The organism is Massilia sp. FBCC-B171, from assembly GCF_059134155.1.
On record NZ_CP101443.1, the window covers coordinates 2,983,944 to 3,008,712 of the forward strand.

Below are 24,769 nucleotides of genomic sequence, written 5' to 3' on the forward strand. Positions count from 1 at the left end.
TCAAAGAATGGAGCCTCTACAAAACCCGGGGCGATTCAAACTGTTCGTGTGCGGATAGCGCGCGGATTACTGCCCAGAAGTGCATCGCCTCGCCACTTCACGGGACAGACGAGCAATCTCCTCCATCTGCCTGACGCGAAGTTCCTCCGAAATTTCCAACGCATTCCGGTCGAGGTCGTACCAGACGCCAGGGTCGCCAGGAAGTACCTGCGTGATGACCACGCCTTCCTCCTGTGCCTGTGCTTGGATCGCCTTCGCCAGCTCAAGCCGCTGAGCGTTGCCACCATGCTGAATGAACACCAGTCTGCTTTCAATGGGGCGCAGGTCTTCACGCACGTCGAAAATCCAGTCGAGCAGCCCTGCCTGATCGGCGTGGGCCGAATACCCGGAGAGCGAGACAATGTTCGCCTCCACCTGAGCCATGGGCATCGTCGCCCCGCCAGGCCAGGTAATGTCGCCGGTCAACCGCCGGCGCTCGCCAGGACCGGCCTGGGCAAGCGACAGCAACTGGCCACCAACAGTGCTCGCAGAGCAGAAACCCGCCAGCGCAACGGTATTCCCGGGCGACGAAAGCAGCTTCGGCAGCCACCAAGCTGCGGGACCACCGTCGCAGCTGCCCGAACTGACGACGTACACCGAAGCACAGGTGCCTTCGTCCCTCATGAGCCGTTTTTGATTCTCGACCGTGCGGAAAATCGGACGCCACGCGCGTGCTAATGCATTTCCATGGTGCGGCCCCTTCTCTGCTCTACCGGCATTCGGCAGCAGCGTCACGCGGCAGATGTCTAGAACCATTAGCACATGGACCGGGTTGGCGTCGTCGAGATCGAACCAGCGGAACATCTGCTTCCCAAGCCAGAGCGGCCGCACTTTGCCTTTTGCGCCATTGTTCTCCGTCCTGTTCGCTGCCTCCAGCAGCACGGCATTCATTTTTTGCGCGCTAGGCGCGTCCAGATGGAAGCCGACCGCTGCATACCGCTGTGGATCTTCGGCCACGATCCAGTGCAGGTCGAACAGGACATCCTGCACTCGCCCAAGAGCAAAGGCCGGAATGACCAGCGTGCCGTTGCGCTCGATTGTCCGGTCGAGCAGGCCGCGCAGTCGGGCCCGTCGATGCTCCGGGTCGGCCTGCTCCGCAGTGCGCACTGTTGCGCCGTACGTTGACTCGACGACCGAAAAATCGGTCTTGCCCACGTTCATCAGTCGAATTGCCCTGCCGCGGCGCTGTGCACCTGATGCCTCGCCCCTGTCCGAATTGTCAGTCGGTGGGGGCCGTCGGCGTCGTCGAGCTCGTACGGTTTGTGCAGCGGCTTTGCGGCCCTGGATCACAGATGCGTCAAGGACGAAAAAAACTAGGACGGCACATTTAGCTTGTCACAAGCTGACTCTAGTTTAGTCAGATAGGCCGCAGGGTTTTTCCTGAAACGGAACCGCAGGCAGCGTGACTGGCGGCGACGTTCGAGCGCGGCGCGTTCGCTGTACCAGCGGGCATGCGACACGGCAGCCAACATGTCCTGTGTCACCGTGCGAGTACGAGTAAAAACGGCAGCGGCCATTCGCACACACCCACTGAGTACCAGGGACGGCGAAGCGACCTTGCGGCCGCTGGCGCGGCGGTCGTGATAACGCAAGCTGCCAAAAGCTTGTTCGAGGGCGTTGTTAGTGCGCGGCAGGCCCGGGATCCGGTAGCAATGGAAAAGATCCAGGCCATACCCGCGGGTCACTCTGATGAAATGGGAAGCGGCCTCGCGCAGTGCTGCGGACAGACCGGCAGCGCTACTTTCCAGTTCCAGGCGGCCGATCCAGTCCTGATAGCGCCCCGCGACAAGGTCGGCTGGCAGTGCGTCACTATTGGCGAGGATGGACGATGCTGCGTGCACCCAAGAAGCGCCCAGCTCAACGTCGGGCCACAAGGTGGCAGTACGTTGAAGCGCCCGCTCCAGCATATCGCGCAGGCGCCTGAGCGCCGTCAGCGCCCCTTTTTTTCGGCGCTTCGCCGCACACTGGCATGGATATCAGTGAGATGTCGATGCAGGCGCAATCCTGCAAACACCAGTGGCGGATGCGCGTCTTCGGTCATCGCACTGCGCACGGCGGCGCAGTAGCCGGTCACCACATCGGCTGCTGCGCCGCCATCAGCGGCGGCGCATTCGAGCGGGCGTACCCCCCGTACCAGTTTTTTCAGCTCTTTCTTGGCATGCCGATCTGCCTCCCACAAAGGGCTGGCTGCCTCTCGTAGATAGTGGAATTGGCATAGTTGGTGTGCCACACCCGGCAGGGCAGCGGCGACAGCGTGCCGAACACTGCGCTGACCGTCGGATACCACGGCAATCACCGGGACCGGCAGCGCCCGAGCCACTTGCTCGATCAACGGTTGCAGTTCCGATTTGGCCGACGACAAAAGGCTGCGTGCGCAAAGCACTTCGCCCGACAGCACTTCGCGCACCACCCATAACACTTCATGGCCGACATCGGGCTGCAAACCATCGATCGCCAAAATGGCGTGTCCCTGTGCCGCCAGCTTCGCGCCGCGCTCGGGAAGCGTGTCCAGAGAGAGGCTGAGTAATATGTCGTAGTGCGCCAGCAAATTGGACACGCTACGCTCGCCCAGCGTCACGCCGTCCTGCAGCAAGCGTTGATGGATTTCGGCACGGGATCGGTGTTCCCGGTATCGCAGCTGCCCGACACGCAGCACGACATCGAGACCGAATTCCTGATCAGGCAATGCCCAGCTCCCTTCAGCTTCGGGATGGCACACTTTGTGGAATCGTTCACAAGAGCTGTTTTGACAGCGGCGAATCTGCAGCCGAAGCAGAACCAACCCGCTCATCGTCATCAGCTTGCGCGTCTTGGTGTACGCCACTGGCATCGCATGCCCGCATGCAGCGCAGTGGGTCAGGGTAACCGGGAGCCGGTGCTCACTTTCGGCGTTATCACGAGCAATGCGTCCAGACATGGCAACTCTCCTTCATGCATGTCCGTTTGACCACGGTCGGGAGAGAAAAGTCCGGCACAAGCGGAATGTGCCGTCCTAGAAAAAAACTAGGAAAGCAAAAGGGGCTTGGCTGGCACAACTTGATGCGTTGAAGGTCTAACGCGGATTGAGTTAGGGAGAACGCCATGTCCCGTGATACCGCCCGAGCCGAGCCGGTCGAAGAAGTCCGGCTTACCCCTTGCATGCTCACCTGTCCGGCATGTGGGCAGCCGATGTCGGTGGCGTACACCAAAAAGCGCAAGCTGATGACCCGACGTGGACTAGTGCGCCTGCACCTGTCCATTCGTCGCTGCGAGCACGCCGGCTGCACCTGTTTCCATCATCCCTACCATCCCGAGGACGAAGGCCACTGGGCCTTGCCGGCGCAGGAATTTGGCCTGGACGTCGTTTTGCGCGTCGGGCAGTTGCGCTACCGCGAGCATCGCTCATGCACGGAAATCCACGCGCAACTGGAACAGGAAGGCGTGTCGCTGGCGCTGCGCACGACACAAAACCTGCTGGCCCAGTACGATCTTTTGTTAAGCCTGGCTCTGGAGACGCTTCCGGAGCGCGCGTCCCAGCTGTCAGCGCAGGGACGCGTCATCCTCGCCGTCGATGGCCTGCAGCCCGATGTCGGTCACGAAGTACTGTGGGTGGTGCGAGACGTCCTGTCCGGAACAATCCTGTGCGCGCGCAGCCTGCTTTCGTCGGCAAGCACTGAACTGCGCGCACTCATCGAGGATGTCGCCGCCTCGCTGCCGGTGCCCGTGGTGGCCGTGCTCTCCGACGGGCAAAACAGCTTGCATATCGCAGTTGCCCAAGCCTTACCGGACGTGCCCCACCAGCTGTGCCAGTTCCACTATCTGCGCGAGGCAGCGCGGCCGATATGGGAAGCGGACCGCCACGCTAAAAAGGAATTGAAAAAACGCGTGCGCGACGTGCGTAGCATCGAGCGCTCGGCCGAGCATCAAACCGATGCCGGCGACGACGTGGTGCTGGGTTACTGCGCGGCCGTGCGCAGTGCCATGACCGACGACGCCCGGCCACCCTTGGCGTTTTCCGGATTGCAGCTGGCTGAGCGAATAGAACAGATCGAAACCAGCCTGGAAACAGCAGGCAAAAAAAGGGGGCGCCGGCCACGCTGAAGCGACTCCAAGGCATCCTGCAACGCGCCCTTGCATACTGCGCGCCGCTGTGGCCAGAGGTGAGGCGAGGCGCGCAATGGGTGCGCCAGGCCAGCACTATCCTGGACAATGCAGACGGCGCAAGCACGCAGACAGTACGGCGGCGCTACGACCAATGGTTGCAAGGGCTGGACGGGGCCGACGTGCCTGTTTGGCCGGGGGACATAGGTAACACTTGTCGGGAGACATGGGTAACACTTCTTTTATGATTATTGCACCTCAAGAACTGGGAGCGTGCGATGCCTTGGAAGGAGTCCTCTACCATGTCAATGCGACTGGAGTTTGTCCGGCTTGCGAGCGCTCCGGGCGCAAACGTTCAAGCCATCTGCGCGGCTTACAAGGTCAGCCGGAAGACGGGCTACAAGTGGCTCAAGCGCTTTGTTGCGGAAGGGGAAGCGGGACTGGCAGATCGATCGCGCCGCCCGCATTCTTCGCCTGCTCGCTCCAGTGACGAGCTTGAGGCGAGCGTCCTGCGATTGCATGATCAGTATGACTGTTGGGGTAGCCGAAAACTGCATGCACTGCTTCCAAAGGAAGCCAGCTTGCCCCATCCCAGCACGATCGATGCCATTTTGCGGCGTCACGGCCGACAAATACATGGCAGCATAAAAGGCCCAGATGCCGCTACAAAGCGCTTCGAGCACGCCGAGCCAAACATGCTTTGGCAGATGGACTTCAAAGGTCACTTCGCCTTGAGTGACAGTCGGGCAGGACGGTGTCATCCTTTGACTGTGCTGGACGATCACTCCAGATTCAACCTGTGTTTGGCAGCCTGCAGCAACGAGCAGACCAGCACCGTCAAGGCTGCGCTGACCGCCACGTTTGAGCGCTATGGGTTACCAGACCGGATTACAGCCGACAACGGTCCACCCTGGGGGCTGCCGCGTGGCATGGGAATATCAACGCTTGAAGCTTGGTTAATTCGGTTGGGTATCCGCGTCGGCCATAGCCGTCCCTATCACCCGCAAACGCAAGGCAAAGATGAACGGTTTCATCGGACATTGAAACTCGAAGTCATTACCCGCCACGGTTTCCCATCGATTGCCGACTGCCAGGCGGCGTTCGACGATTGGCGCGCGATTTACAACCACCTTCGTCCACATCAGGCCCTGGGTCACGCTACGCCCATGGACCGCTACCGTCGCAGTGGCAGGGAGTTCCCTGCCGTACTTCCGCCAGTGGAATACCTATCTGGAGACCGAGTTTTGAAAGTGAGAGGAAACGGCCACGTCATGCTCAAGAAGCACGAGTGCTTCATCGGCGAAGGGCTCATAGGACATGAAATTGCGCTGCGGGCGACCGATATCGATGGCGTCTACAAGGTCTATTTCTGCGGCACCGAATTGCATGAAATTGACACGACCAAGTTCGGGTAACATGGCCAAAATAGTGTCACCTATGTCTCCCGACAAGTGTTACCCATGTGTCACGGCCAAACAGTGCCCGCAGCCCTACGCGCATCGGCGCAGCACTTCCTCAAGGTGACACGCAGTTACGGTGACAATCTGTTTTACTGCTACCGGATCGCTGACCTGCCACGTACTAACAATGCGCTGGAGCAGACGTTTGGCCGCGTGCGCTATCACGAGCGGCGAGCCAGTGGGCGCAAAGTCGCGTCCCCCTCACTCGTGACCGACGGCAGTGTGCGCGTGCCGGCGTCACTGTACACGCGGGACGCCTTGGTGACGGTGCAAATGCTGGCCAGCGTGCCGCATGCACGCTGGCGCGCACGACGCGCCGAACTCGAACAGCGACACAACGCGCGCCGCCTACGCTGCCGCTTCCGCAAACATCCCGAGCACTACCTTGCAATGCTTGAGCTGGAAATCGACAAGCTGACTTTGCTTTCCTAGAAAAAAAACCCGCGTGCCTGTCAGGGCAGCGGGCTATTTTGGTCTCGGCAGAAATTCTTGGCTCAGGTTCTGACGTGGACGGCGCGATCGATATCAAGGATAACCAGCCTGTTCGCCCATCCAGCCCGAGTGCGCTACGACACCCGACAGCAAGGCGAAAGCCGTTTCGCGCTCTCTACGGGCCGCGATACACAAGGCACGATCCGCCGAGCCAGCTACCGGGGGTATTCGTGCCTCGAAGTGCGTCCACTCTTGTCCAGAAACGTCCAAGGGGATTTCCCGTACTTTTCCCGTACAAAGCAAAAAGGCCTGTAACGCGACGTTACAAGCCTTTGATTTTCCTACGAATTCTGGTGGGAAGTGCAAGTTTCGAACTTGCGACCCCTGCAGTGTGAATGCAGTGCTCTACCCCTGAGCTAACCTCCCTGACAACGAGGCGTATTATGCCAAAAACTTTCTCTACCGTCAAACTTTTGGCGAATAATTTCTCCACACGCAGTCGCCTTTGACGCCTTTGTCGAGTCCGACGAGCAGGTTGTCGTGCAAGGCGAGTTCATCCGCGCTGGCGGCAACGACGATGATCTCGCCCAGCGGTACCGCATCGAGTTCGATGCCGTCGCTCGAGGTTTCGATCTCGTGGTCCATCGACAGCGAGTTCTGGCCGCGCGTCATCGACAGGTAGACGTCGGCCAGCAGTTCCGCATCGAGCAGTGCGCCGTGGAGCTTGCGGTGCGCGTTCGAGACGCCGTAGCGGTCGCACAGCGCGTCCAGGGAGTTGCGCTTGCCGGGGTGCATTTCCTTGGCGTTGATCAGGGTGTCGATCACGCCGCTGCAATGCGAAACGAAACTCGGCAAGCCAAGGCGGCCGAATTCGTGGTTCAGGAAGCCCAGGTCGAAGGGCGCGTTGTGGATGATGACTTCCGCGCCCTGGATGTAGGCGCGCAGTTCTTCGGCGATTTCGTGGAACTTCGGTTTGTCGCTCAGGAACTCGGTGGTCAGGCCGTGCACCGCGAGCGCGCCCTCGTCGGATTCGCGCTCGGGGTTGATGTAGCGGTGGTAGTTGTTGCCGGTCAGCGTGCGGTTGACCAGTTCGACGCAGCCGATTTCGATGACGCGGTCACCGGTTCGTGGGTTCAGGCCGGTGGTTTCGGTATCGAGGACAATCTGGCGCATGGCAGGCTAAAAATAAGTTGAGGCAAGCCGGCAGTATAGCGCAAGCGAGCTCGTCTTAACGCCTCACCGTCGCCGCACCGCGGTTCGCCAGCACGTCGGCGCGCTCGTTGCCCGGGTGGCCGTTGTGCCCCCGCACCCAGCGCCATTCGACCGCATGCTGCTGCTGGGCCTGGTCGAGCGCCTTCCACAAATCGTCGTTCTTGACAGGCTCCTTGGCCGCTGTTTTCCAGCCGCGCGCCTTCCAGCCGTGGATCCACTCGGAGATGCCCTTTTGCACGTATTGGCTGTCGGTGTGCAGCACGACTTCGCAGGGGCGGTTCAATACGCCCAGGGCTTCGATCACGGCCTTCAGTTCCATCCGGTTATTGGTCGTGTTCGGCTCGCCGCCGAAGATTTCCTTTTCGTGACCGTCGGCCACCAGCAGCGCGCCCCAGCCACCCGCACCGGGATTGCCCTTGCAGGCGCCATCGGTAAAAATTTCCACTTTCGTCGTCATGCAGCCTGGTCTTTCCTTGTTTATTCTCTGTTGGTTGCCGGCACCGCCTGCGGCGACCGGCTTGATTTCTTGTTCCACGCCGGCCCGATCAGGTGCATGCCCTTCACGCGCTTGACCGCGTGCACGATGTAGACGGCGCCCAGATAAGGCCACCACTTCTGCCCTGCCCCTTCCATGACCGCGAAGCGGTTGATCCACTGGGCCGTGCGAAACGGTGGCGCGTAACAGCCGAAGTGGCTGCGCGTGACGCCAAGATTCAACAATTTTAACCAGTCTTTCATGCGGGGCATAGAGATCAATTCGCCTGCCGCCGGCAAGTAGCCGGTGCGCGTGACCTTGCCGATGCCCTGGCGAATGCCCCACAGGCTGGCCGGATTGAAGCCGCAGATGATCACCTGCCCTTCGGGAATCAGTACCCGCTCGACCTCGCGCAAGACCTGGTGCGGCTCGGAGGCGAACTCGAGCACGTGCGGGAGCACCACCAGGTCCAGGCTCTGCGACGCGAAGGGCAGCTCGGCGAAATCGAGAGCGACCGCGATCTGCTTGCCGCTGGCGGCAAACTCGAGCTCGTCGAAGGTGGAGGTGCGTGTTGCAGCCTGCCACTTGTTCGGCATGCGGTTCGCAGCCAGGGCGTCGATCTGCGGCACGCCGATCTGGACCGCGTTGTAGCCGAAGATGTCGGCCGTGAGCTCTTCCAGGCAGGCTTGCTCGAAGGCGCGCACGTAGGCGCCCGCCGGCGAAAGCAGCCATTGGTCGAGCGCTATAATGGATTTTTCGGATGCAGCGCTATCCATGACCACCTCTTATGCAAACCAAACCCGACTCTGACGGCGCAAGCGCCGCGCGTAATGATTTGAGTGTCCTGACCGTGCCAGCGTTCAAGGATAATTATCTTTGGCTGATCCACGACAGCGTTCATGCTGCCGTCGTCGATCCCGGCGACGCGGCACCGATCCTCGCCAGCCTGGAAGCGCACGGCCTGACCCTCACCGCCATTTTACTCACCCATCACCATGCTGACCACATTGGTGGCGTACCGGCCCTGCTGAGGCGCTTCCCGGTACCCGTATTCGGCCCGCGCGGCGACGGCATCGACGCCGTCACCGATCCGCTGGACGAAGGCGACGCCATCACCGTGCCCGGGCTCGGCCTGGAGCTTGGCGTGCTGGAAGTGCCGGGCCATACGCTCGGCCACATTGCCTATGTGCGCAAGACGCCCGGCCTGCACTGGCTGTTCTGCGGCGACACGCTTTTTGCCGGCGGCTGCGGACGCCTGTTCGAAGGCACGCCGGCGCAGATGGCGGCCTCGCTCGAGAAACTCGCCGCCCTGCCCGAGGATACCGAGGTTTATTGCGCGCACGAATACACGCTGTCGAATTTGCGGTTTGCGCTGGCCGTCGAGCCGGGGAACGAGGCGCTGGCCCTGAGGATGCGCGACGAGAGCGCCAAGCGTGCCGCCGACTTGCCGACGGTGCCGTCGAGCATAGGGCTGGAGCGGCGCACGAATCCGTTCTTGCGCTACCGGGAGCGGGAGATTGTGGGTTCGCTGCTGGAGGCTGGCAAATTGTCCGAGGGGGCGACGCCGGTGCAGGCGTTTGCTGCCTTGCGGGAGTGGAAGAACGTGTTTTGATGGAGTGCCGAGTTTGCGAGTGATCAGCTGGTGAGACGGCGTGGGCACAAGTGCCCACCCTACGACCCCTTCTCCTGCTGACCGGGCGCAAGGGCTTGATGGGCCGGAAACGCTGCATTTGGGGGCGCGCTCCTGTTGGTTAGTTACGTTTTAGGGGATGCAGGGCAAATAAAAACCGCGCCGTCCCGGAGGGCGGCGCGGTTTGCTGACTGCTCGACGCTTAAATTTCTTCGTAGAGCGGCAGCGTCAGGAATTCGGCGAATTGTTCCGAGGTCGACATTTCTTCGAAGATCACTGCGGCGCGGGCATAGCTCGGGTTGTCGCCGTTCGGCGCGGCGGCTTTCGCGTTGGCCAGTTCTTCAGGGATCATGGCGCGCACCATCTCGGCGGTGACCTTGCGCCCGTCGTCCAGCACGCCCTTCGGCGAGCGGATCCACTGCCAGACCTGCGAACGGCTGATCTCGGCCGTGGCCGCATCTTCCATCAGGTTGTGGATCGGCACGCAGCCATTGCCCGCCAGCCAGGCGCCCAGGTAGTGAATGCCGACGTTGATGTTGTAGCGCAGCCCTGCTTCCGTGATCGGCGTTTCCGGCTTGAAGTCGAGCAGTTGCGCGGCCGTGACGTCGACGTCCGGACGCTGCTTCTCGATCTGGTTCGGCTTGTCGCCCAGCACCTTGGTAAATTCGGTCATCGCCAGCTCGACCAGGCCCGGGTGGGCGACCCAGCCGCCGTCGTAGCCGTCGGTGGCATCACGCGCCTTGTCGGTACGCACGCCGCCCATGGCGATCTCGTTCTTTTCCGGATCGTTCTTGATCGGGATCAGGGCCGCCATGCCGCCGATCGCCGGCGCGCCGCGCTTGTGGCAGGTCTTCAACAGCAGCAAGGCGTAGGCGCGCATGAAGGGCGCGGTCATCGTCACCTTGGCGCGGTCGGCCAGGCAGAAGTCCTTGTCCAGCTTGAATTTCTTGATGCAGGAGAAGATGTAATCCCAGCGGCCTGCATTCAGGCCGGCGCTGTGTTCGCGCAATTCGTACAGGATTTCGTCCATCTCGAAGGCGGCCACGATGGTTTCGATCAGCACCGTCGCCTTGACCGTGCCGCGCGGCAGGCCCAGCGCTTCTTGCGTGGCGATGAAGATGTCGTTCCAGAGGCGCGCTTCCAGGTGCGATTCCATCTTCGGCAGGTAGAAGTAAGGACCGGCGCCGCGCGCGATCTGCTCTTTCGCGTTGTGGAACATGAACAGGGCGAAATCGAAAATGCCGCCGGAAATGCGCTTGCCGTCGACCAGCACGTGCTTCTCGTCCAGGTGCCAGCCGCGCGGGCGCACGACCAGGGTTGCGACCTTGTCATTGAGTTTGTAGCTCTTGCCGTTCTGCTCGAGCGAGATGGTGCGGCGCACGGCGTCGCGCATGTTGATCTGGCCGGTGATCTGGTTGTCCCAGTTCGGCGCGTTCGAATCCTCGAAGTCGGTCATGTAGCTGTCGGCGCCCGAGTTCAGGGCGTTGATGACCATCTTGCGCTCGACCGGGCCGGTGATTTCGACGCGGCGGCATTCCAGGGCTGGCGGGATCGGGGCGATCTTCCAGTCGCCATCGCGGATGTGCTTGGTCTCAAGCAGGAAGTCCGGCCGTTCGCCGGCGTCGAGCCGCTTGGCGCGTTCGACGCGCGCGGCCAGTAATTCCTGGCGGCGCGGCTCGAATTTGCGGGTCAGCATCGCGATCAGCTCGAGTGCCTCGGGCACGAGGATGGCGTCGAAGCCGGGCTTGATCTCGCCCGAAATTTCCAGGCCTTGCGGGGTGGCGATGGTCATGGTGGTGCTCCTTGAAGGAAGTAAATGATCGTGCAGAGATGAACGCCAATACCGTCAAGTATATGCCAGCTTGGCGTTTGTCATATCATCAAGTATATTCAACTCAAAGTACTTAAACGATACATTTATGCACTTCATTTGTGCGCATTAGTCACAGATAGGCAGAGGGATAAGATGGGCAAGTTCAGGGAGATCTCGACCTTTGTCGAAGTGGTCGCGCGCGGCAGCCTGTCGGCGGCGGCGCGCGCCGAGGGGATTGCACCGGCCATGATCGGGCGCCGCCTCGATGCGCTGGAGGCGCGGCTTGGCGTCAAGCTGCTGCAGCGCACGACGCGGCGCCTGGCCTTGACCGATGAAGGCGCCGCCTTTCTCGAGGATTGCCAGCGCATCCTGGCCGAGATGGAGGATGCGGAAACGGCCGTGTCCGAACGCAGCGCGCACGCGAAAGGCCATCTGCTGGTGTCGGCGCCGGCCGGCTTCGGGCGCCAGCACGTGGCGCCCCTGCTGCCCTCCTTCCTTGCCGAGCACCGCGACGTGACGATCAACCTGAACCTGAACGACCGCGTGGTCGACGTGGTCGGCGAAGGGGTCGACGTGGCGATCCGCATCGCCAGCCTGGGCGACTCGAACCTGGTGGGCGTGAAGCTGGCCGACAATGCGCGCGTGGTGGTGGCCAGTCCCGATTACCTCAAGCGCCACGGCACGCCGCGCACCCTGGGCGAGCTGGCGCGCCACAACTGCCTGGCGATCAGCAGCGAAGGCAGCCAGCGCGGCTGGACCTTTCGCGAGCATCACAAGACGGTCACGTTAAAAGTGGCGGGGAATATGGTGTGCAACGACGGCGAAGTGCTGCACGACTGGGCGCTTGCCGGCAAAGGCCTGGCCTGGCGCTCGATGTGGGAAGTGGGCGCGCAGATCGAAGCGGGACGCCTGGTACGCGTGCTCGACGATTATGCGGCGCCGGGCAACGATATATATGCGGTCTTTGCCCAGCGGCGCCATTTGCCGCTGCGTATCCGCGCCTTTGTCGACTTCCTGCGGCGCGCTTATGCGCAAGCGGATTATTGGAGGGCGGAAATCAAACAGGGCCGGGAGGCATAGCGGCGCTATAAAACGGCTACACTGTCGCGGCCGCCGATACTGCTGGAACTGCGTGGTACCGGTAGCGCGGCCGCCTGAGCGACAGACGAAAAAAATCCCCGGCAAGCCGAGGATTTTTTCATCTTCAATTCAGTCGATTAGATCGGCTGGATGTTCGATGCTTGTTTGCCCTTAGGACCCGAGGTCACGTCGAACGAGACGCGCTGGTTCTCTTGCAGGGACTTGAAGCCTTGGCTCTGGATAGCCGAGAAGTGCGCGAACAGATCTTCGCCGCCTTCATCAGGGGTGATGAAGCCGAAGCCCTTCGAGTCATTGAACCATTTAACGATGCCAGTTGCCATTACAATTTCCTATTTCAGTTAAGTGGGCTTGCGCCCGTTTATGATCGTTTGAAGAAGCAAGAAAGAAATGACAGACAGACTGCACTACTAGCTCGAACCCAACGATCCCGTATTATACCGAATAAAACCGCTTACATGCGTTTTTTGCGAAATAAAAAATCGGGTGGCTTAACAATGCCGTGTATCAACTTTACCCGGCCTTATTTCGACGTCGGCACTTGGGACAATATAGGTCATCGAAGCTCCGCAAGTTTGCGGTAAATCAAACGGCTCGACGCTAGACTTTTAATTCAAGGCAACAGCGAAAACGCGGCGCTGTGATACGCGGGCGCGGGCCCGGCCAGGCCAACGCGGACAAAATCGTCCAGTGAGGCCAGCCACGCCTGCCAGTCGTCTTCGCCGACCAGTTCGAACGCTGTCAGCACGCGCAGGCGCTGCTCCAGCGCGCGGGCGCCCTGCCCCAGTTCGCGAAAGCCGAATGTGACCGCGGCGCCAGCGAGCGTATGCAGCAGCGACTGCAGATCGCCTGCCTGCTGCGCGTTCGGCGCGGCAGGATCGAAGCCGGCGCCGGCATCGCGCAGGCGCTGCAGCGTGACCGGCAAGCCGGCACGAAAGTCGGCGTTGGCCTGCGTTAAGCGGACAAAGAAGTCCACATCGTTGGTGTCGCTCACCGCTTATTTGGTGCCGAAGATGCGGTCGCCCGCGTCGCCCAGGCCCGGCACGATGTAGGCGTGCTCGTTCAGGTGCGAGTCGAGCGAAGCGACATACAGCTTCACATTCGGATGCGCGTCCTGAACCACTTGCACGCCTTCGGGCGCCGCCACCAGGGCCAGGAAGATGATGTGCTCGTCCGGCACGCCGCGCTTTTTCAGCACGTCGATCGCGTGCACCGCCGAGTTGCCGGTGGCGACCATCGGGTCGCACAGGATGAAGGTGCGCTCGGAGGTGTCCGGCAGGCGCACCAGGTATTCGACCGGCTCGTGGGTGTCGGGGTCGCGGTAGACGCCGATATGGCCCACGCGTGCCGACGGCACGAGTTCGAGCAGGCCGTCGCTCATGCCGATGCCGGCGCGCAGGATCGGCACGATGGCCAGCTTTTTACCGGCGATGACGGGCGCGTCGATCGTGACCAGCGGGGTCTGGATCGGACGCGTGGTCAGCGGCAGGTCGCGCGTGATCTCGTAGCCCATCAGGAGCGTGATTTCCTTGAGCAGCTCGCGGAAGGTGCGCGTCGAGGTGTCGTGCTCGCGCATGTGCGACAGCTTGTGCTGGATCAGCGGGTGGCTGAGGATGTAAAGGCTCGGAAAACGGGGATCTTGTTTCATGATGGACATAGAGGATGTTCTGTTGTTGGTGCTCGTAGCCTGCCATTATCCCAGCCGGGCGCGATTTTGTCGCGCCAAGCTTGTAGAAATTTCACCCTAAACGACGAGCGCGCGCTCCAGGATCTGCTGCAGCGCCAGTCCCGCCGGCAGCCGGCCGAAGGCGCCGCCCACATCCTGCGCGATGCGCGAGGCGACGAAGGCCTCGGCCACGAAGGGCGGCGCATGGCGCAGCAGCAGCGCCGCCTGCACCGCGATCACGAGCCGCTCGGCCAGCCGCCGTGCGCCCGCTTCCTCGGTGTCGAGCATGTCCTGCCCGAGCTGCTCCACGTAGGCGGCGAAGCGGCTGTCCAGCGCGGCGGCCGGCGCCAGTTCCGCTTCCAGCGCGGCGCGCGCCGCTTGCGGGTTCTTGCCGAGCGCGCGCAGCACGTCCAGGCACATCACGTTGCCGGAACCCTCCCAGATCGAGTTCACCGGGAACTCGCGGTACAGGCGCGCCAGCGGCCCGTCCTCGACATAGCCGTTGCCGCCCATGACTTCCATCGCTTCGGCGCCAAAGCCCGGGCCGCGCTTGCACAGCCAGTACTTGCCGGCCGGGGTCAGGATGCGGGCGAGCGCCGCTTCATGCGCATCGCCGGGATGGTCGAAGCAGCGCGCCAGGCGCAGCGCGAACGCGGTGGCCGCTTCCGATTCGAGCGCGAGGTCGGCCAGCACGTTCTGCATCAGCGGCTGCTGCGCCAGCGCTTTGCCGAAAGCGGCGCGGCCGCGCGCGTGGTTCAGCGCGTGGCACAGCGCCGCGCGCATGATGCCGGCGGTGCCGACCACGCAGTCCAGGCGCGTGTGGCTGCCCATCTCGAGGATGGTCGGAATGCCGCGCCCGACGGCGCCCACCAGATAGCCGACGGCATCCTGGAATTCGACTTCGGACGAGGCGTTCGAACGGTTGCCCAGCTTGTCCTTCAGGCGCTGCACACGGATCGCGTTGCGGCTGCCGTCGGGCAGGTAGCGCGGCACGAAAAAGCACGACAACCCCGCGCTGCCTCCCTCGTCGGTCTGGGCCAGGATCAGGTGCGCATCCGATTGCGGCGCCGAGAAGAACCATTTATGGCCGACGATCTGCCAGGCGCCCTCGCCTTCTTCGCCGAAGCGGGCACGGGCTTCGGCCGGATGCATTTCGCGGGCGCGCGTGGTGTTGGCGCGCACATCGGTGCCGCCCTGCTTCTCGGTCATGCCCATGCCGATCAGGGCGCCGCGCTTTTGTTCGACCGGCAGCGAGCGCGGGTCGTACTCGTTCGAGAGGATTTTCGGCAGCCAGCGCTCGCCCAGCTTGCCCGCATGGCGCAGCGCCGGCACGCTGGCATAGGTCATCGTCACCGGGCACTGGGCCCCGTTCTCGACCTGGCCGAACAGCAGGTAGGCGCCGGCGCGCGCCACCTGGGCGCCAGGGCGCGGATCGAGCCAGGGCGCCGAATGGGCGCCGGCGCCAATCAACATGCCCATCAACTCGTGCCAGGCCGGATGGAATTCGATCTCGTCGACGCGGCGCCCGCTGCGGTCGAACGCAATCAGGCGCGGGCCGTTCACGTTCGCCAGGCGGGCCAGGTCGAGCACCTCGGCCCGGCCCAGTTGCGCGCCGAGCGCGTCGAGCCGGCCGACGTCCCAGCCGGCGCCCTCGCGCGCCAGGCCTTCGCGCAGCGCCGGGTCGCAGCGCAGCAGGTTGACGTCGCCGAAAGGCGGGGCCTGGTTGAAGACATCGTGGGTGTCGAACTGGCTCATGGCGGTCTCTATGCGCGTGGTGGATTATAATGTTGCAATCAAGCATCAAATCGCACGCTTGTGCTTCCTGGAATGCATCCCGTCGGCGACAATGGCATTCACGTATTGACAATGCATGTTAGCGATCACTCAACAGGCTAGCGCAAAGCGACGCGCCAGGCAAGACGCACTGCGCTAACGCAAAGGAAGCGTCAATTGAGCTCCCCCCGATTTTTTTAATGCCCCTCGGAATTTTTCAGTGATAAAGTGTCCTGTGGTTTGTTAAACTCGCACGGTTACACCTGCTCCAGGGTGCCCGCAATAAGGCAATTATTTCTACCATGCGCTCCACTTCCGCCGTCGCGCCCTTCGACCAGCCGCACCTGCCACCGGAGCATGGTCTGGATGGACTGATGGAAGCGGCAGGCGATTGCGTTTTCCGGATCGCGCCCAATGGCGACGTCCAGAGCGCCAGCCGCCGCGCACTGCGCCTGCTCGGCCTGTCCACGCCCGCCGCGGGCGTGCCGCTGTCCGCCCTTGTGCTCGACGCCGACGGTCCCGTCCTGCGCACTGCCATCGTCGAAGCGCACGCCGCCGGCGAACCGGTGCTGGTGCGCGTTCGCCTGCGCTGCGCCGGACAGCCGCTCCCGTACGAACTGCGTATCGCCGCCCTGGGCGACGAGTCGCAGTTCGCGGGCAACCTGCTGGTGGTGGGGCGCGACATGAGCGCCCAGCAGGCCGTCGAAGAACGCCTGCGCCACATGGCGACCCACGACGCGCTGACCGAACTACCGAACCGCCTGCTGCTGGCGGACCGGATCCGCATGGTGGTGGCCAATGCGCGCCGCACGGGCCAGGGCTTTGCCGTGGCCAGCATCGGCATCGACGGCTTCAAGAAAGTCAACGACGCGCTCGGCCATACCATCGGCGACGCCGTGCTGCGCCAGGCCGCGACGCGCCTGCGCAAGACCATGCGCGACAGCGATACCCTGGCGCGCGCGGGCGGCGACGAATTCGTCGTCATCCTGCCGGGCACCGCCAGCGAAGCGCAAATCAAGCTCGTCACCGGGCGCCTGCTGGCCACCCTGCAGTCGCCGTTCGAGCTCGAGGGCCACACGATCTACCTGGGCGCTTCGGTGGGCGTTGCACTCTATCCCCAGCATGCCGAGGACGACCATGGCCTGCTGGCCCTGGCCGACGCGGCGCTGTCGCGCGCCAAGGAAACCGGCAAGGGCCGCGCGATCGTCTACAGCGCGCGCGAACAGGGCCCGCCCCAGCACGATATTTCGCTCGAGGCGGCCATGTTTACCGCGGTGCGCGAAGGCGAATTCCTGCTCTACTACCAGCCGATCGTCGACGCCCGCACGCGCCTGATCGAAGGCTTCGAGACGCTGATGCGCTGGAAGCACCCGACCCTGGGCATGGTGCCGCCGGTGCGCTTCATCCCGATCGCGGAAACGAACGGCCTGATCAACCTGCTCGGCGCCTGGGCCCTGAAGGCGGCCTGCGCCCAGCTGCAGCAGTTCGAGGAAGCGGCCAAGCGCGAACTCTACATCTCGGTCAACATCAGCCCGCGCCAGTTCAGGAACGACAAATTCCTGGACGTGCTGGACGAAGCGCTGCTCCTGTCCGGCATGCCGGGCAAGAAGCTGGTGCTCGAAATTACCGAGGGCACGCTGATGGTCGATCCCCAGCACGCCGAAACCATCCTCACCAGGATGGCCGAGCGCGAGGCGCGCATCGCGATCGACGATTTCGGCACCGGCTACTCGTCGCTGGCCTACCTGAAGCGCTTCCCGATCTCGGTACTCAAGATCGACCGCGCTTTCGTGAAGGACCTGCCGGGGGCGCCGAAGGAAGCGGCCATCTGCAGCGCCGTGCTCGACATGGCGCGCCACCTCGGCCTGTCGGTGGTGGCAGAAGGCGTCGAAACCGAAGACCAGCTGGGCTGGCTGCAAGCGCGCGACTGCCGCTACATCCAGGGCTACCTGACGGGCCGGCCGATGCCGGCGAATATCGCCCTGGCCGCCCTGCAGGACAACCATTACACGGCATTGCTGCCGCAAGACCGTCCAGCAAGTACATCATGACGCCTCAACCAGACAACCAACACGCGCCCAAGGCCGCCGACACCCTCGCCCTGTTGTGGGAGCGGATCCGGCGCCAGGGCGACATGCCCGGCTTTACCCGCGCCATCAATGCCATCCTGGCCTCGATGCGCGGCGAGGACGAGCGCGAATTCTCGATGACGCAGACCGTGCTGTCGGACCCGGTCCTGACCCAGAAGGTGCTCAGGCTTGCCAACAGCGGCATGTACTCGGCCTTCGGGCAGCGCATCAACACCGTCTCGAAAGCGGTGCTGGTGCTCGGCACCGAGGCGATCGGCCACCTGGCGCTGGGCCTGAAGCTGATCGAGGAACTCTCGAAGAGCACGCCCGATTCGGCGCTGGCCCACGTCGAGATGGAAAAGGCCGTGCTGGCCGGAATGGTGGCGCAGCAGGTGGCCGCCCGCGCCGCCACGCGCGACCCCGAGGAAGCCGTGGTCTGCTCGATCCTGCATTCGCTGGGGCGGATGATGGTGACCTTCTACATGCCCGAGCGCTGGAGCCGGATGCAGGCCGAGGCCGGCGTCGGCATCGAAGGCCTTGCGGCGCAGGCCGTGCTGGGCCTCTCGCTGGAAGACCTGGGACGCGCGACCGCCGAACACTGGGGCCTGCCGCGCAACCTGGTGGCCGGCATGCGCACGCTGGAACCGGGGGAACGCGAAGACGGCTTCGGCCACGACGACTGGCTGGCCGCGCTCGGCACCATGTCGACGCGCTGCGCCAACTCGCTCTGGAACGACGACGAAGCGGGCGCGCTCGCGGTGGCCGCACTGGCCGCGGCCTTCGCGCCGATGCTGGGCGTGGCGCCCGAGCAGGTGATGGCGGCGATCGACAAGGCAAAGACCGTGGCCGCGGCCGACCTGAGCATCGCGCCGCTGGCCAGGTCTCAGGAGAAGCCCGCCCCGGCCGAGGCGCAAGTGAAGGCCGGCGCGCGCAAGCGCGAACCGGGCAACCGCATCCTGATGAGCGGCGTGGCCGACATGCGCGACGCCGGCATGACCGTCAATCCGGGGCAGATGATGTCGATGGCGCTGGAAACGGCCTATCAGGGCCTGTCGTTTACGCGCGCCTTTGCCTTCCTGCGCAACCGGCGCGAAGGGAAATACCTGGCGCGCATGGGCTTCGGCGCAGGCGCCAGGGCCATGATCCCGAACCTAACTTTCGACGACGCCTACGAGGCCGACGTGTTCCATGCGGCCCTGACCAGCGACCGCGTGATCTTCATCGAGAATGCGCGCGACCCGAAATTCGCCGCCAAGCTGCCCGGCTGGTGGTGCGGCACGCTGTCCGAAGCGCGCTGCTTCGTCATCATCCCGCTGTGCCTGAACGGCCAGCCGGTCGGTTTCATCTACGGCGACTGGGACGACAGCTTCCCCTCGGTGCACCTGAACCAGACCGAGTTTTCGCTGCTGAACGACTTGCGCGCGCTGATGGTCGGCGCGCTCGAGCGGCGCGCCGACACGGCCGCTGCCGGCAAAGCCTGAGCGTTCAGATGCGCGGCGTGTCGACGCGCACGTCGCCGCACTGCGCGCGCTGCATCAGGGCGTGATCGATCAGCACCAGGGCCAGCATCGCTTCGGCGATCGGGGTCGCCCGGATGCCGACGCAGGGGTCGTGGCGGCCGAAGGTTTCGACCATGGCCGCTCTTCCCGCCTTGTCGATCGAGCGGCGCGGAATGCGGATCGATGAAGTCGGCTTGATCGCCAGCGACACCGTGATGTCCTGCCCGGTCGAAATCCCGCCCAGCACCCCACCGGCATGGTTGCCGACGAAACCGCCGGGCGTGAGCTCGTCGCCGTGCTCGGACCCCTTCTGCGCGACGGATGCAAAGCCGGCGCCGATCTCCACACCCTTGACCGCGTTAATGCCCATCATCGCGTAGGCGATGTCGGCATCGAGCTTGTCGTAGATCGGCTGGCCGAAGCCCACCGGCACGCCGGTGGCGACGACGTCGATGCGCGCGCCGATCGAGTCGCCGGCGCGGCGCAGCTCGTCCATGTAGTCTTCCATGCGCGCCAGCAGCGCCGCGTCGCCGGTGGCGGCAAAGAAGGGATTATTCCCCACGTGTTCCCAGCCGCCGAAGGGGATCTCGATCTCGCCGAGCTGGCGCATGTAGCCGGCAAAGCCAATGCCATAGCGCTCGCGCAGCCATTTCTTGGCCACCGCGCCGGCGCCGACCACGGGCGCGGTCAGGCGCGCCGAGGAGCGCCCGCCGCCGCGCGGATCGCGCACGCCGTATTTGTGCCAGTAGGTGTAGTCGGCGTGGCCGGGACGGAAGGTCTCGGCGATGTTGCCGTAATCCTTGCTGCGCTGGTCTTCGTTGGGAATCAGGAGCGCGATCGGGGTGCCGGTCGTGACGCCCTCGTACACGCCCGACAGGATCTGCACCCGGTCGCCTTCCTGGCGCTGGGTCACGTGGCGCGAGGTACCGGGTTTGCGCCGGTCGAGGTCGAGCTGAATGTCGGCTTCCGACAAGGCCATCCCGGGTGGACAGCCGTCGATGACGCAGCCGATCGCGGGGCCGTGCGACTCGCCGAAGGTGGTGACAGAAAAGAGCTTACCGAAGGAATTACCAGACATGGGCGTAGGCGGTGAAGGTGCAAAAAAGCCATTCTACCAGCCCCCGCGAGGATAGTCCGGCGGCCAAAATTTCCATCCGGCAAATGGATTTCGTTGCCTTGCGGATATAAATTTTCCCGACAGATCAATTTTGAGCCTGCGCGTTCAGTAATGTCCGCTATACTCGACGGGTAGAAAAGCCGAGAAAAAGCTTGGAGACGCACCAATAATGTCCGCATCGATTCCATCCGGTGTCGCCGCACCCATCCACGACGACCTGGTTTTCCTGGACGAGGCACCACTTGCCCCGTCCCGCGCCGCCCAATCCGGCTGGCGCATCCTGATCATCGATGACGACGCCGACGTCCATTCGACGACGACCTTCGCCCTCGCCGGTCTCGAAGTGCAGGAGCGCCCGCTCGAATTCCTGCACGCCAGTTCGGCGCAGGCGGCGCGTTTCGTGCTGGCGCGCGAGCCCGACATCGCCGTCATCCTGCTCGACGTCGTCATGGAGCAGCCCGACGCCGGCCTGCAGCTGGTGCGCCATATCCGCGAAACGCTCGGCATGCAGGACGTGCGCATCATTTTGCGCACCGGCCAGCCCGGCTATACGCCCGAGATGGACGCGATCCGCGACCTCGACATCAACGACTACCGCACCAAATCCGAACTGACCCGCACCAAGCTGTACACGACGGTGGCCGCCGCCGTGCGCTGCTACGAGCAGCTGCATGCGCTGCGCATCGGGCGCGCGGGGCTGGAGCGCATCGTCCATGCCGGCACGGAACTGATGCGCCTGCACGGCGCGCGCGACGTGGCCCGTTCGGTCCTGCAGCAAGCCGCCGCCCTGCTCGGCCAGGACGCCGCCGGCGTGCTCTGCGTGCGCGAATCGGCGACCCTGCACGACACCGTGCGCGTACTGGGCGGCGCCGGCGCCGCGCAACGCCTCGAAGGACAAGTGCTCGACGCCCGGCACGAAGCACTGCTGGCCGGGGCCGCCGCGCGCGCGCTGGCCGAAGGCCGGCCCGAGTTCAGCCCGACCTGCCTGGCGCTTTACTTTCCCGGCAAATCGGGCCGCGATTTTTGCGCGGCGATTCCCCTGGCGCAGCCGGTCAGCGACGGCAAGAAGCGTTTGCTGAACGTGTTCGCCAGCGTCGTCACGGTGGGCCTGGACAACGTCGAACTGGTCGAACGCCTGAACGACGCGGCATTCTTCGACCGCCTGACCCGCCTGCCGAACCGCACCCGCCTGGTCGAAGAGCTCGACGCGGCGGTGGCGCAAGGCAGTACGCTCGACGCCACCCTGACCCTGGTCGACCTCGACCATTTTGCCGAGACCAACGACGCCCTCGGCCACCAGTTCGGCGACGCGCTGCTGGTGACCGTGGCCCAGCGCCTGCAGCACCAGCTCGACCCTCGCCTGACGGTGGCGCGCATCAGCGGCGACATCTTCGCGGTGCTCGGCAGCGCCGAACTCAATACGCCGGCTGCGATTCACGCGCTGTTCGCCCCGCCCTTCTCGATCGACGGCCAGGACGTGCAGGTGTCGGCCACGCTCGGCCTGGTGCGCCTGCACGAGCACGACGGCAGCGGCGCCGATGCGCTCAAGGACGCCGACATCGCGCTGAAACGCGCCAAGTCCCAGCAGCGCAGCGGCCACTTCTATTTTTCGCGCAGCATGGGCGTCGAGATCCGCGAGCGCGTGCGCCTGATGCACGCGCTGCGCAGCGGCGTCGCCAGGGGCGAACTCTTCCTCGCCTACCAGCCGCAGGTCGACCTCGCCAGCCACCGTCCTTTCGGGGCCGAAGCGCTGCTGCGCTGGCGCCTGGAAGACGGCACCATGATTCCGCCGGACCGCTTCATCCCGATCGCCGAATACTCGGGCCTCATCGTCGAAATCGGCGCCTGGGTGCTGCGCGAAGCCTGCGCCGAACTGATGCGCCTGCGCGCTGCCGGGCACTTGCAGTTCACGATGTCGGTGAACGTCTCGCAGGCCCAGTTCCGCCATCCGCATTTCGTCGAGGTGCTGCAGCGCGCCCTGGCCGACACCGGTGCGCCGGCCGAATACATCGAGCTGGAAATCACGGAATCGATGGCGATGGAGGAACCGCAGCAGCTGGCCGAAATGCTGGCCCAGGTCAAGCGCACCGGCGTGTCGATCGCGATCGACGACTTCGGCACCGGTTTCTCGTCGCTCTCGCACCTGCAGCGCCTGAAGGTGGACCGCCTGAAGATCGACCGGTCCTTTGTCAGCGAGATCACGGGCTCCGCGCGCGGCAGCAGCATTGCCGAGATGGTGATCCAGCTCGGGCGCAATCTGGGATTGTCGGTGATTGCCGAAGGCGTCGAAGACGAGCGCCAGGCGCAGATCCTGCACGCGCTGGGCTGCCCGCTCGCGCAAGGCTATTTGTTCGCGCGGCCGCTGTCGCCGCAAGCGCTGCTGGAGTGGTTGGGAACGCAGCAACTCAATGCCGCGTAATGGGCCGGGCCGCGATCGGACCCGGCGCCCACCTCACAAATTCAATCCTCGGCCGCCTGCTCCGCCGGCCAGTCCCGAATATATGCCTTGAGCATGCGGTTCTCGAAGCTCTGCGCTTCCAGCACCGCGCGCGCGACGTCGTAGAAGGAAATCACGCCCAGCAGGGTCTTGGCGTTCATGACCGGCAGGTAGCGCGCATGCTTTTCCAGCATCATGCGCCGCACCTCGTTCACTTCGGTATCCGGCGTGACCGTGATCGGGCTGTCGTCCATGTGCTTGCGCACGGTGCCGGCACCCAGGGCGCCGCCGTTGGCATGCAGCACCTTGATCACTTCGCGGAAAGTCAGCATCCCAACGAGGTCGCCGTACTCCATGACGACCAGGGAACCGATGTCCTTTTCCGACATCGTTTCGACCGCGTCGGCGAGCAGTGTTTCAGGGGTCACGGTATAGAGGATGTGACCCTTCACCTGCAGGATTTCTGAAACTTTCATATTAGCCACCCCGGCTTCTGTTGGAATATTCACGAATCGATTTCTTTGTCTAAGGCATAACACGGATGTAGCCTAAGCCTAGCAGAAAATCGGCTATAGAGGGAAGTAGCGGACTGCTGCCTTGCGCCGGGATGAAAAAATGCTACGATGCCGCCCATAATAATTTCTTCAACGAGACAATCATGAGCGGTCCACACTACCCGGGTTTCGACACCCTGGCCTTGCACGCGGGCGCGGCACCCGACCCGGCGACCGGCGCGCGGGCCACGCCCATCCATTTCACTTCCTCGTTCGCCTTCCGCGACTCCGACCACGCCGCTTCCCTGTTCAACATGGAGCGCAGCGGCCACGTCTATTCGCGCATTTCGAACCCGACCAATGCGGTGCTGGAAGAACGCATCGCCGCGCTCGAAGGCGGCGTCGCCGGAATCGCCACCGCCAGCGGCCAGGCCGCGATGTTCCTGGGCCTGTCGACGATCGCCGGCGCCGGTTCCCACATCGTCGCCTCGCGCGCCCTCTACGGCGGCTCGCACAACCTGCTGGCCTATACCCTCAAACGCTTCGGCATAGCGACCACTTTCGTCGACCCGCGCGACATCGACGCCTGGCGCGCCGCGATCCGCCCCGAAACGAAGGTGCTGTTCGGCGAAACCCTGGGCAACCCGGGCCTGGACGTGCTCGACATCCCGCGCATCGCCGCCCTCGCCCATGAGCACCACCTGCCGCTGATGGTCGACGCGACCTTCACCACGCCGTATCTGCTGCGTCCCTTCGACCTGGGCGCCGACCTGGTCTTCCACTCGGCCACCAAGTTCCTGTGCGGGCATGGCACCGCGATCGGCGGCCTGCTGGTCGACGGCGGCACCTTCGATTGGCAGGCGGCCTACGAGCGCACCGGCCGCTTCGCCGAACTGTGCGAGCCCTACGAGGGCTTCCACGGCATGGTCTTCGCCGAAGAGTCGACCGTCGGCGCCTTTGCCCTGCGCGCGCGGCGCGAAGGCTTGCGCGATTTCGGCGCCGTGATGAGCCCGCACAATGCGTTCGCCGTGCTGCAGGGGATCGAGACGCTCGGCCTGCGCATGGACCGCCACGTGGCGAATACGCGCCGCGTGATCGACTTCCTGCTGTCCAACCCGGCCGTCGCTTCGGTCTCGTATCCGGAACTGGACACCCATCCCGACCACGCGCTGGCGCAACAGCTGCTGCCGAAAGGCTGCGGCGCCGTGTTCACCTTCAATCTGAAAGGCGACCGCGCCGCGGGACGGCGTTTCGTCGACGCCCTGAAGGTGTTCTCGCACCTGGCCAATGTCGGCGACGCCAAGTCGCTCGTCATCCACCCGGCCTCGACCACCCACTTCCGCGTGCCGCCCGAACAACTGGCGGCCTCCGGCATCACCGAGGGCACGATGCGTTTGTCGGTCGGCCTGGAAGACGCGGACGACCTGATCGAAGACCTGGCGCGCGCTCTTAAAGCCTCGCAGAAAGGAGCGTAA

Annotated in this window: 21 protein-coding genes and 1 tRNA gene; 9 read left to right on the plus strand and 13 right to left on the minus strand. The window is 63.9% G+C overall.

The features are described from left to right. Positions 1-66: 66 nt before the first annotated feature. Both NMB41_RS13510 and NMB41_RS13515 read right to left on the minus strand, forming a co-directional pair. A complete protein-coding gene (locus tag NMB41_RS13510) occupies positions 67-1,200 on the minus strand; it encodes an MBL fold metallo-hydrolase RNA specificity domain-containing protein (RefSeq protein ID WP_494378334.1) in 1,134 nt (377 codons plus the stop codon). Positions 1,201-1,352: 152 nt separating this feature from the next. Continuing rightward, a protein-coding gene (locus NMB41_RS13515; protein WP_494382804.1) for an ISNCY family transposase occupies positions 1,353-2,869 on the minus strand; the annotation gives its coding sequence in 2 pieces (ribosomal slippage) (positions 1,353-1,993 and positions 1,993-2,869; 1,518 coding nt in all). 251 nt (positions 2,870-3,120) lie between these two features. Between NMB41_RS13515 and NMB41_RS13520 the strand changes: the two genes are divergently transcribed. The 3 genes from NMB41_RS13520 (at position 3,121) to NMB41_RS13530 (ending at position 6,011) form a co-directional block, all read left to right on the plus strand. Next, positions 3,121-4,119: a transposase gene (locus NMB41_RS13520; protein WP_494378335.1), complete on the plus strand. Its 999-nt coding sequence runs from the start codon at positions 3,121-3,123 to the stop codon at positions 4,117-4,119. A 278-nt stretch (positions 4,120-4,397) separates the two neighbouring features. Then, positions 4,398-5,534, plus strand: coding sequence for an IS481 family transposase (locus tag NMB41_RS13525; RefSeq protein WP_494378336.1), 1,137 nt, complete (start codon positions 4,398-4,400; stop codon positions 5,532-5,534). Between the two features lie 45 nt (positions 5,535-5,579). Beyond that, positions 5,580-6,011 (plus strand): hypothetical protein, encoded by a 432-nt coding sequence (locus NMB41_RS13530; protein ID WP_494378337.1) that lies wholly within the window; start codon positions 5,580-5,582, stop codon positions 6,009-6,011. Between the two features lie 351 nt (positions 6,012-6,362). Here the strand turns inward: NMB41_RS13530 and NMB41_RS13535 are convergent. The 4 genes from NMB41_RS13535 to NMB41_RS13550 form a co-directional block, all read right to left on the minus strand. Next, positions 6,363-6,437 (minus strand) — tRNA-Val (locus tag NMB41_RS13535). Positions 6,438-6,476: 39 nt separating this feature from the next. After that, positions 6,477-7,184, minus strand: a complete 708-nt coding sequence (gene dnaQ / locus NMB41_RS13540; protein ID WP_494378338.1) for a DNA polymerase III subunit epsilon — start codon at positions 7,182-7,184, stop codon at positions 6,477-6,479. Between the two features lie 55 nt (positions 7,185-7,239). Next, a complete protein-coding gene (rnhA, locus tag NMB41_RS13545; protein WP_192050515.1) occupies positions 7,240-7,680 on the minus strand; it encodes a ribonuclease HI in 441 nt (146 codons plus the stop codon). A 20-nt stretch (positions 7,681-7,700) separates the two neighbouring features. Further along, positions 7,701-8,474, minus strand: coding sequence for a class I SAM-dependent methyltransferase (locus tag NMB41_RS13550; protein ID WP_494378339.1), 774 nt, complete (start codon positions 8,472-8,474; stop codon positions 7,701-7,703). Positions 8,475-8,485: 11 nt separating this feature from the next. Here NMB41_RS13550 and gloB point away from each other — a divergent pair, with 11 nt between their 5' ends. After that, entirely contained in the window at positions 8,486-9,310 is an 825-nt protein-coding gene (gene gloB, locus NMB41_RS13555) for a hydroxyacylglutathione hydrolase (protein WP_494378340.1), read from the plus strand. Between the two features lie 220 nt (positions 9,311-9,530). Here the strand turns inward: gloB and aceB are convergent, their stop codons facing one another. Next, on the minus strand, positions 9,531-11,120 hold the full coding sequence (aceB, locus tag NMB41_RS13560) for a malate synthase A (RefSeq protein ID WP_494378341.1): 1,590 nt from the start codon (positions 11,118-11,120) through the stop codon (positions 9,531-9,533). 174 nt (positions 11,121-11,294) lie between these two features. On the opposite strand from aceB, the gene NMB41_RS13565 reads away from it, so the two are divergent. After that, positions 11,295-12,221: a LysR family transcriptional regulator gene (locus tag NMB41_RS13565; RefSeq protein WP_494378342.1), complete on the plus strand. Its 927-nt coding sequence runs from the start codon at positions 11,295-11,297 to the stop codon at positions 12,219-12,221. Positions 12,222-12,358: 137 nt separating this feature from the next. On the opposite strand, the gene NMB41_RS13570 is transcribed toward NMB41_RS13565, so the two are convergent. The 4 genes from NMB41_RS13570 to NMB41_RS13585 all read right to left on the minus strand — a co-directional run bounded on the left by NMB41_RS13570 (position 12,359) and on the right by NMB41_RS13585 (position 15,660). Continuing rightward, a complete protein-coding gene (locus tag NMB41_RS13570) occupies positions 12,359-12,562 on the minus strand; it encodes a cold-shock protein (protein ID WP_182988379.1) in 204 nt (67 codons plus the stop codon). A 290-nt stretch (positions 12,563-12,852) separates the two neighbouring features. Beyond that, entirely contained in the window at positions 12,853-13,233 is a 381-nt protein-coding gene (locus NMB41_RS13575) for an Hpt domain-containing protein (protein WP_494378343.1), read from the minus strand. Between the two features lie 3 nt (positions 13,234-13,236). Next, on the minus strand, positions 13,237-13,887 hold the full coding sequence (upp, locus tag NMB41_RS13580; protein ID WP_494378344.1) for a uracil phosphoribosyltransferase: 651 nt from the start codon (positions 13,885-13,887) through the stop codon (positions 13,237-13,239). Between the two features lie 96 nt (positions 13,888-13,983). Next, positions 13,984-15,660, minus strand: a complete 1,677-nt coding sequence (locus NMB41_RS13585; RefSeq protein WP_494378345.1) for an isovaleryl-CoA dehydrogenase — start codon at positions 15,658-15,660, stop codon at positions 13,984-13,986. A 320-nt stretch (positions 15,661-15,980) separates the two neighbouring features. Here NMB41_RS13585 and NMB41_RS13590 point away from each other — a divergent pair, with 320 nt between their 5' ends. Together NMB41_RS13590 and NMB41_RS13595 are read left to right on the plus strand one after the other, a co-directional pair. Continuing rightward, complete coding sequence (locus NMB41_RS13590; RefSeq protein WP_494378346.1) at positions 15,981-17,729, plus strand: putative bifunctional diguanylate cyclase/phosphodiesterase; 1,749 nt, start codon at positions 15,981-15,983, stop codon at positions 17,727-17,729. Beyond that, the gene (locus NMB41_RS13595) at positions 17,726-19,228 is read left to right on the plus strand and encodes an HDOD domain-containing protein (RefSeq protein ID WP_494378347.1); all 1,503 of its coding nucleotides are present in this window, start codon (positions 17,726-17,728) and stop codon (positions 19,226-19,228) included. The genes NMB41_RS13590 and NMB41_RS13595 overlap by 4 nt, the downstream gene beginning before the upstream one ends. A gap of 4 nt (positions 19,229-19,232) precedes the next feature. Here NMB41_RS13595 and aroC read toward each other — a convergent pair whose 3' ends face one another. Next, positions 19,233-20,324, minus strand: a complete 1,092-nt coding sequence (aroC, locus tag NMB41_RS13600) for a chorismate synthase (RefSeq protein ID WP_494378348.1) — start codon at positions 20,322-20,324, stop codon at positions 19,233-19,235. Between the two features lie 208 nt (positions 20,325-20,532). On the opposite strand from aroC, the gene NMB41_RS13605 reads away from it, so the two are divergent. Then, entirely contained in the window at positions 20,533-22,782 is a 2,250-nt protein-coding gene (locus tag NMB41_RS13605) for a GGDEF/EAL domain-containing response regulator (RefSeq protein WP_494378349.1), read from the plus strand. 41 nt (positions 22,783-22,823) lie between these two features. Here the strand turns inward: NMB41_RS13605 and NMB41_RS13610 are convergent, their stop codons facing one another. Then, positions 22,824-23,276: a CBS domain-containing protein gene (locus NMB41_RS13610; protein ID WP_494378350.1), complete on the minus strand. Its 453-nt coding sequence runs from the start codon at positions 23,274-23,276 to the stop codon at positions 22,824-22,826. A 182-nt stretch (positions 23,277-23,458) separates the two neighbouring features. Between NMB41_RS13610 and NMB41_RS13615 the strand changes: the two genes are divergently transcribed. Beyond that, positions 23,459-24,769, plus strand: a complete 1,311-nt coding sequence (locus tag NMB41_RS13615) for an O-acetylhomoserine aminocarboxypropyltransferase (protein WP_494378351.1) — start codon at positions 23,459-23,461, stop codon at positions 24,767-24,769.

What these genes read in the sequence shown, in the direction of transcription:
- NMB41_RS13510 (WP_494378334.1), bottom strand. Translation starts at nt 1,200, where the DNA reads ATGAACGTGGGCAAGACCGATTTTTCGGTCGTCGAGTCAACGTACGGC.
- NMB41_RS13520 (WP_494378335.1), top strand. Translation starts at nt 3,121, where the DNA reads ATGTCCCGTGATACCGCCCGAGCCGAGCCGGTCGAAGAAGTCCGGCTT.
- NMB41_RS13525 (WP_494378336.1), top strand. Translation starts at nt 4,398, where the DNA reads ATGCCTTGGAAGGAGTCCTCTACCATGTCAATGCGACTGGAGTTTGTC.
- NMB41_RS13530 (WP_494378337.1), top strand. Translation starts at nt 5,580, where the DNA reads ATGTGTCACGGCCAAACAGTGCCCGCAGCCCTACGCGCATCGGCGCAG.
- dnaQ (WP_494378338.1), bottom strand. Translation starts at nt 7,184, where the DNA reads ATGCGCCAGATTGTCCTCGATACCGAAACCACCGGCCTGAACCCACGA.
- rnhA (WP_192050515.1), bottom strand. Translation starts at nt 7,680, where the DNA reads ATGACGACGAAAGTGGAAATTTTTACCGATGGCGCCTGCAAGGGCAAT.
- NMB41_RS13550 (WP_494378339.1), bottom strand. Translation starts at nt 8,474, where the DNA reads ATGGATAGCGCTGCATCCGAAAAATCCATTATAGCGCTCGACCAATGG.
- gloB (WP_494378340.1), top strand. Translation starts at nt 8,486, where the DNA reads ATGCAAACCAAACCCGACTCTGACGGCGCAAGCGCCGCGCGTAATGAT.
- aceB (WP_494378341.1), bottom strand. Translation starts at nt 11,120, where the DNA reads ATGACCATCGCCACCCCGCAAGGCCTGGAAATTTCGGGCGAGATCAAG.
- NMB41_RS13565 (WP_494378342.1), top strand. Translation starts at nt 11,295, where the DNA reads ATGGGCAAGTTCAGGGAGATCTCGACCTTTGTCGAAGTGGTCGCGCGC.
- NMB41_RS13570 (WP_182988379.1), bottom strand. Translation starts at nt 12,562, where the DNA reads ATGGCAACTGGCATCGTTAAATGGTTCAATGACTCGAAGGGCTTCGGC.
- upp (WP_494378344.1), bottom strand. Translation starts at nt 13,887, where the DNA reads ATGAAACAAGATCCCCGTTTTCCGAGCCTTTACATCCTCAGCCACCCG.
- NMB41_RS13585 (WP_494378345.1), bottom strand. Translation starts at nt 15,660, where the DNA reads ATGAGCCAGTTCGACACCCACGATGTCTTCAACCAGGCCCCGCCTTTC.
- NMB41_RS13590 (WP_494378346.1), top strand. Translation starts at nt 15,981, where the DNA reads ATGCGCTCCACTTCCGCCGTCGCGCCCTTCGACCAGCCGCACCTGCCA.
- NMB41_RS13595 (WP_494378347.1), top strand. Translation starts at nt 17,726, where the DNA reads ATGACGCCTCAACCAGACAACCAACACGCGCCCAAGGCCGCCGACACC.
- aroC (WP_494378348.1), bottom strand. Translation starts at nt 20,324, where the DNA reads ATGTCTGGTAATTCCTTCGGTAAGCTCTTTTCTGTCACCACCTTCGGC.
- NMB41_RS13605 (WP_494378349.1), top strand. Translation starts at nt 20,533, where the DNA reads ATGTCCGCATCGATTCCATCCGGTGTCGCCGCACCCATCCACGACGAC.
- NMB41_RS13610 (WP_494378350.1), bottom strand. Translation starts at nt 23,276, where the DNA reads ATGAAAGTTTCAGAAATCCTGCAGGTGAAGGGTCACATCCTCTATACC.
- NMB41_RS13615 (WP_494378351.1), top strand. Translation starts at nt 23,459, where the DNA reads ATGAGCGGTCCACACTACCCGGGTTTCGACACCCTGGCCTTGCACGCG.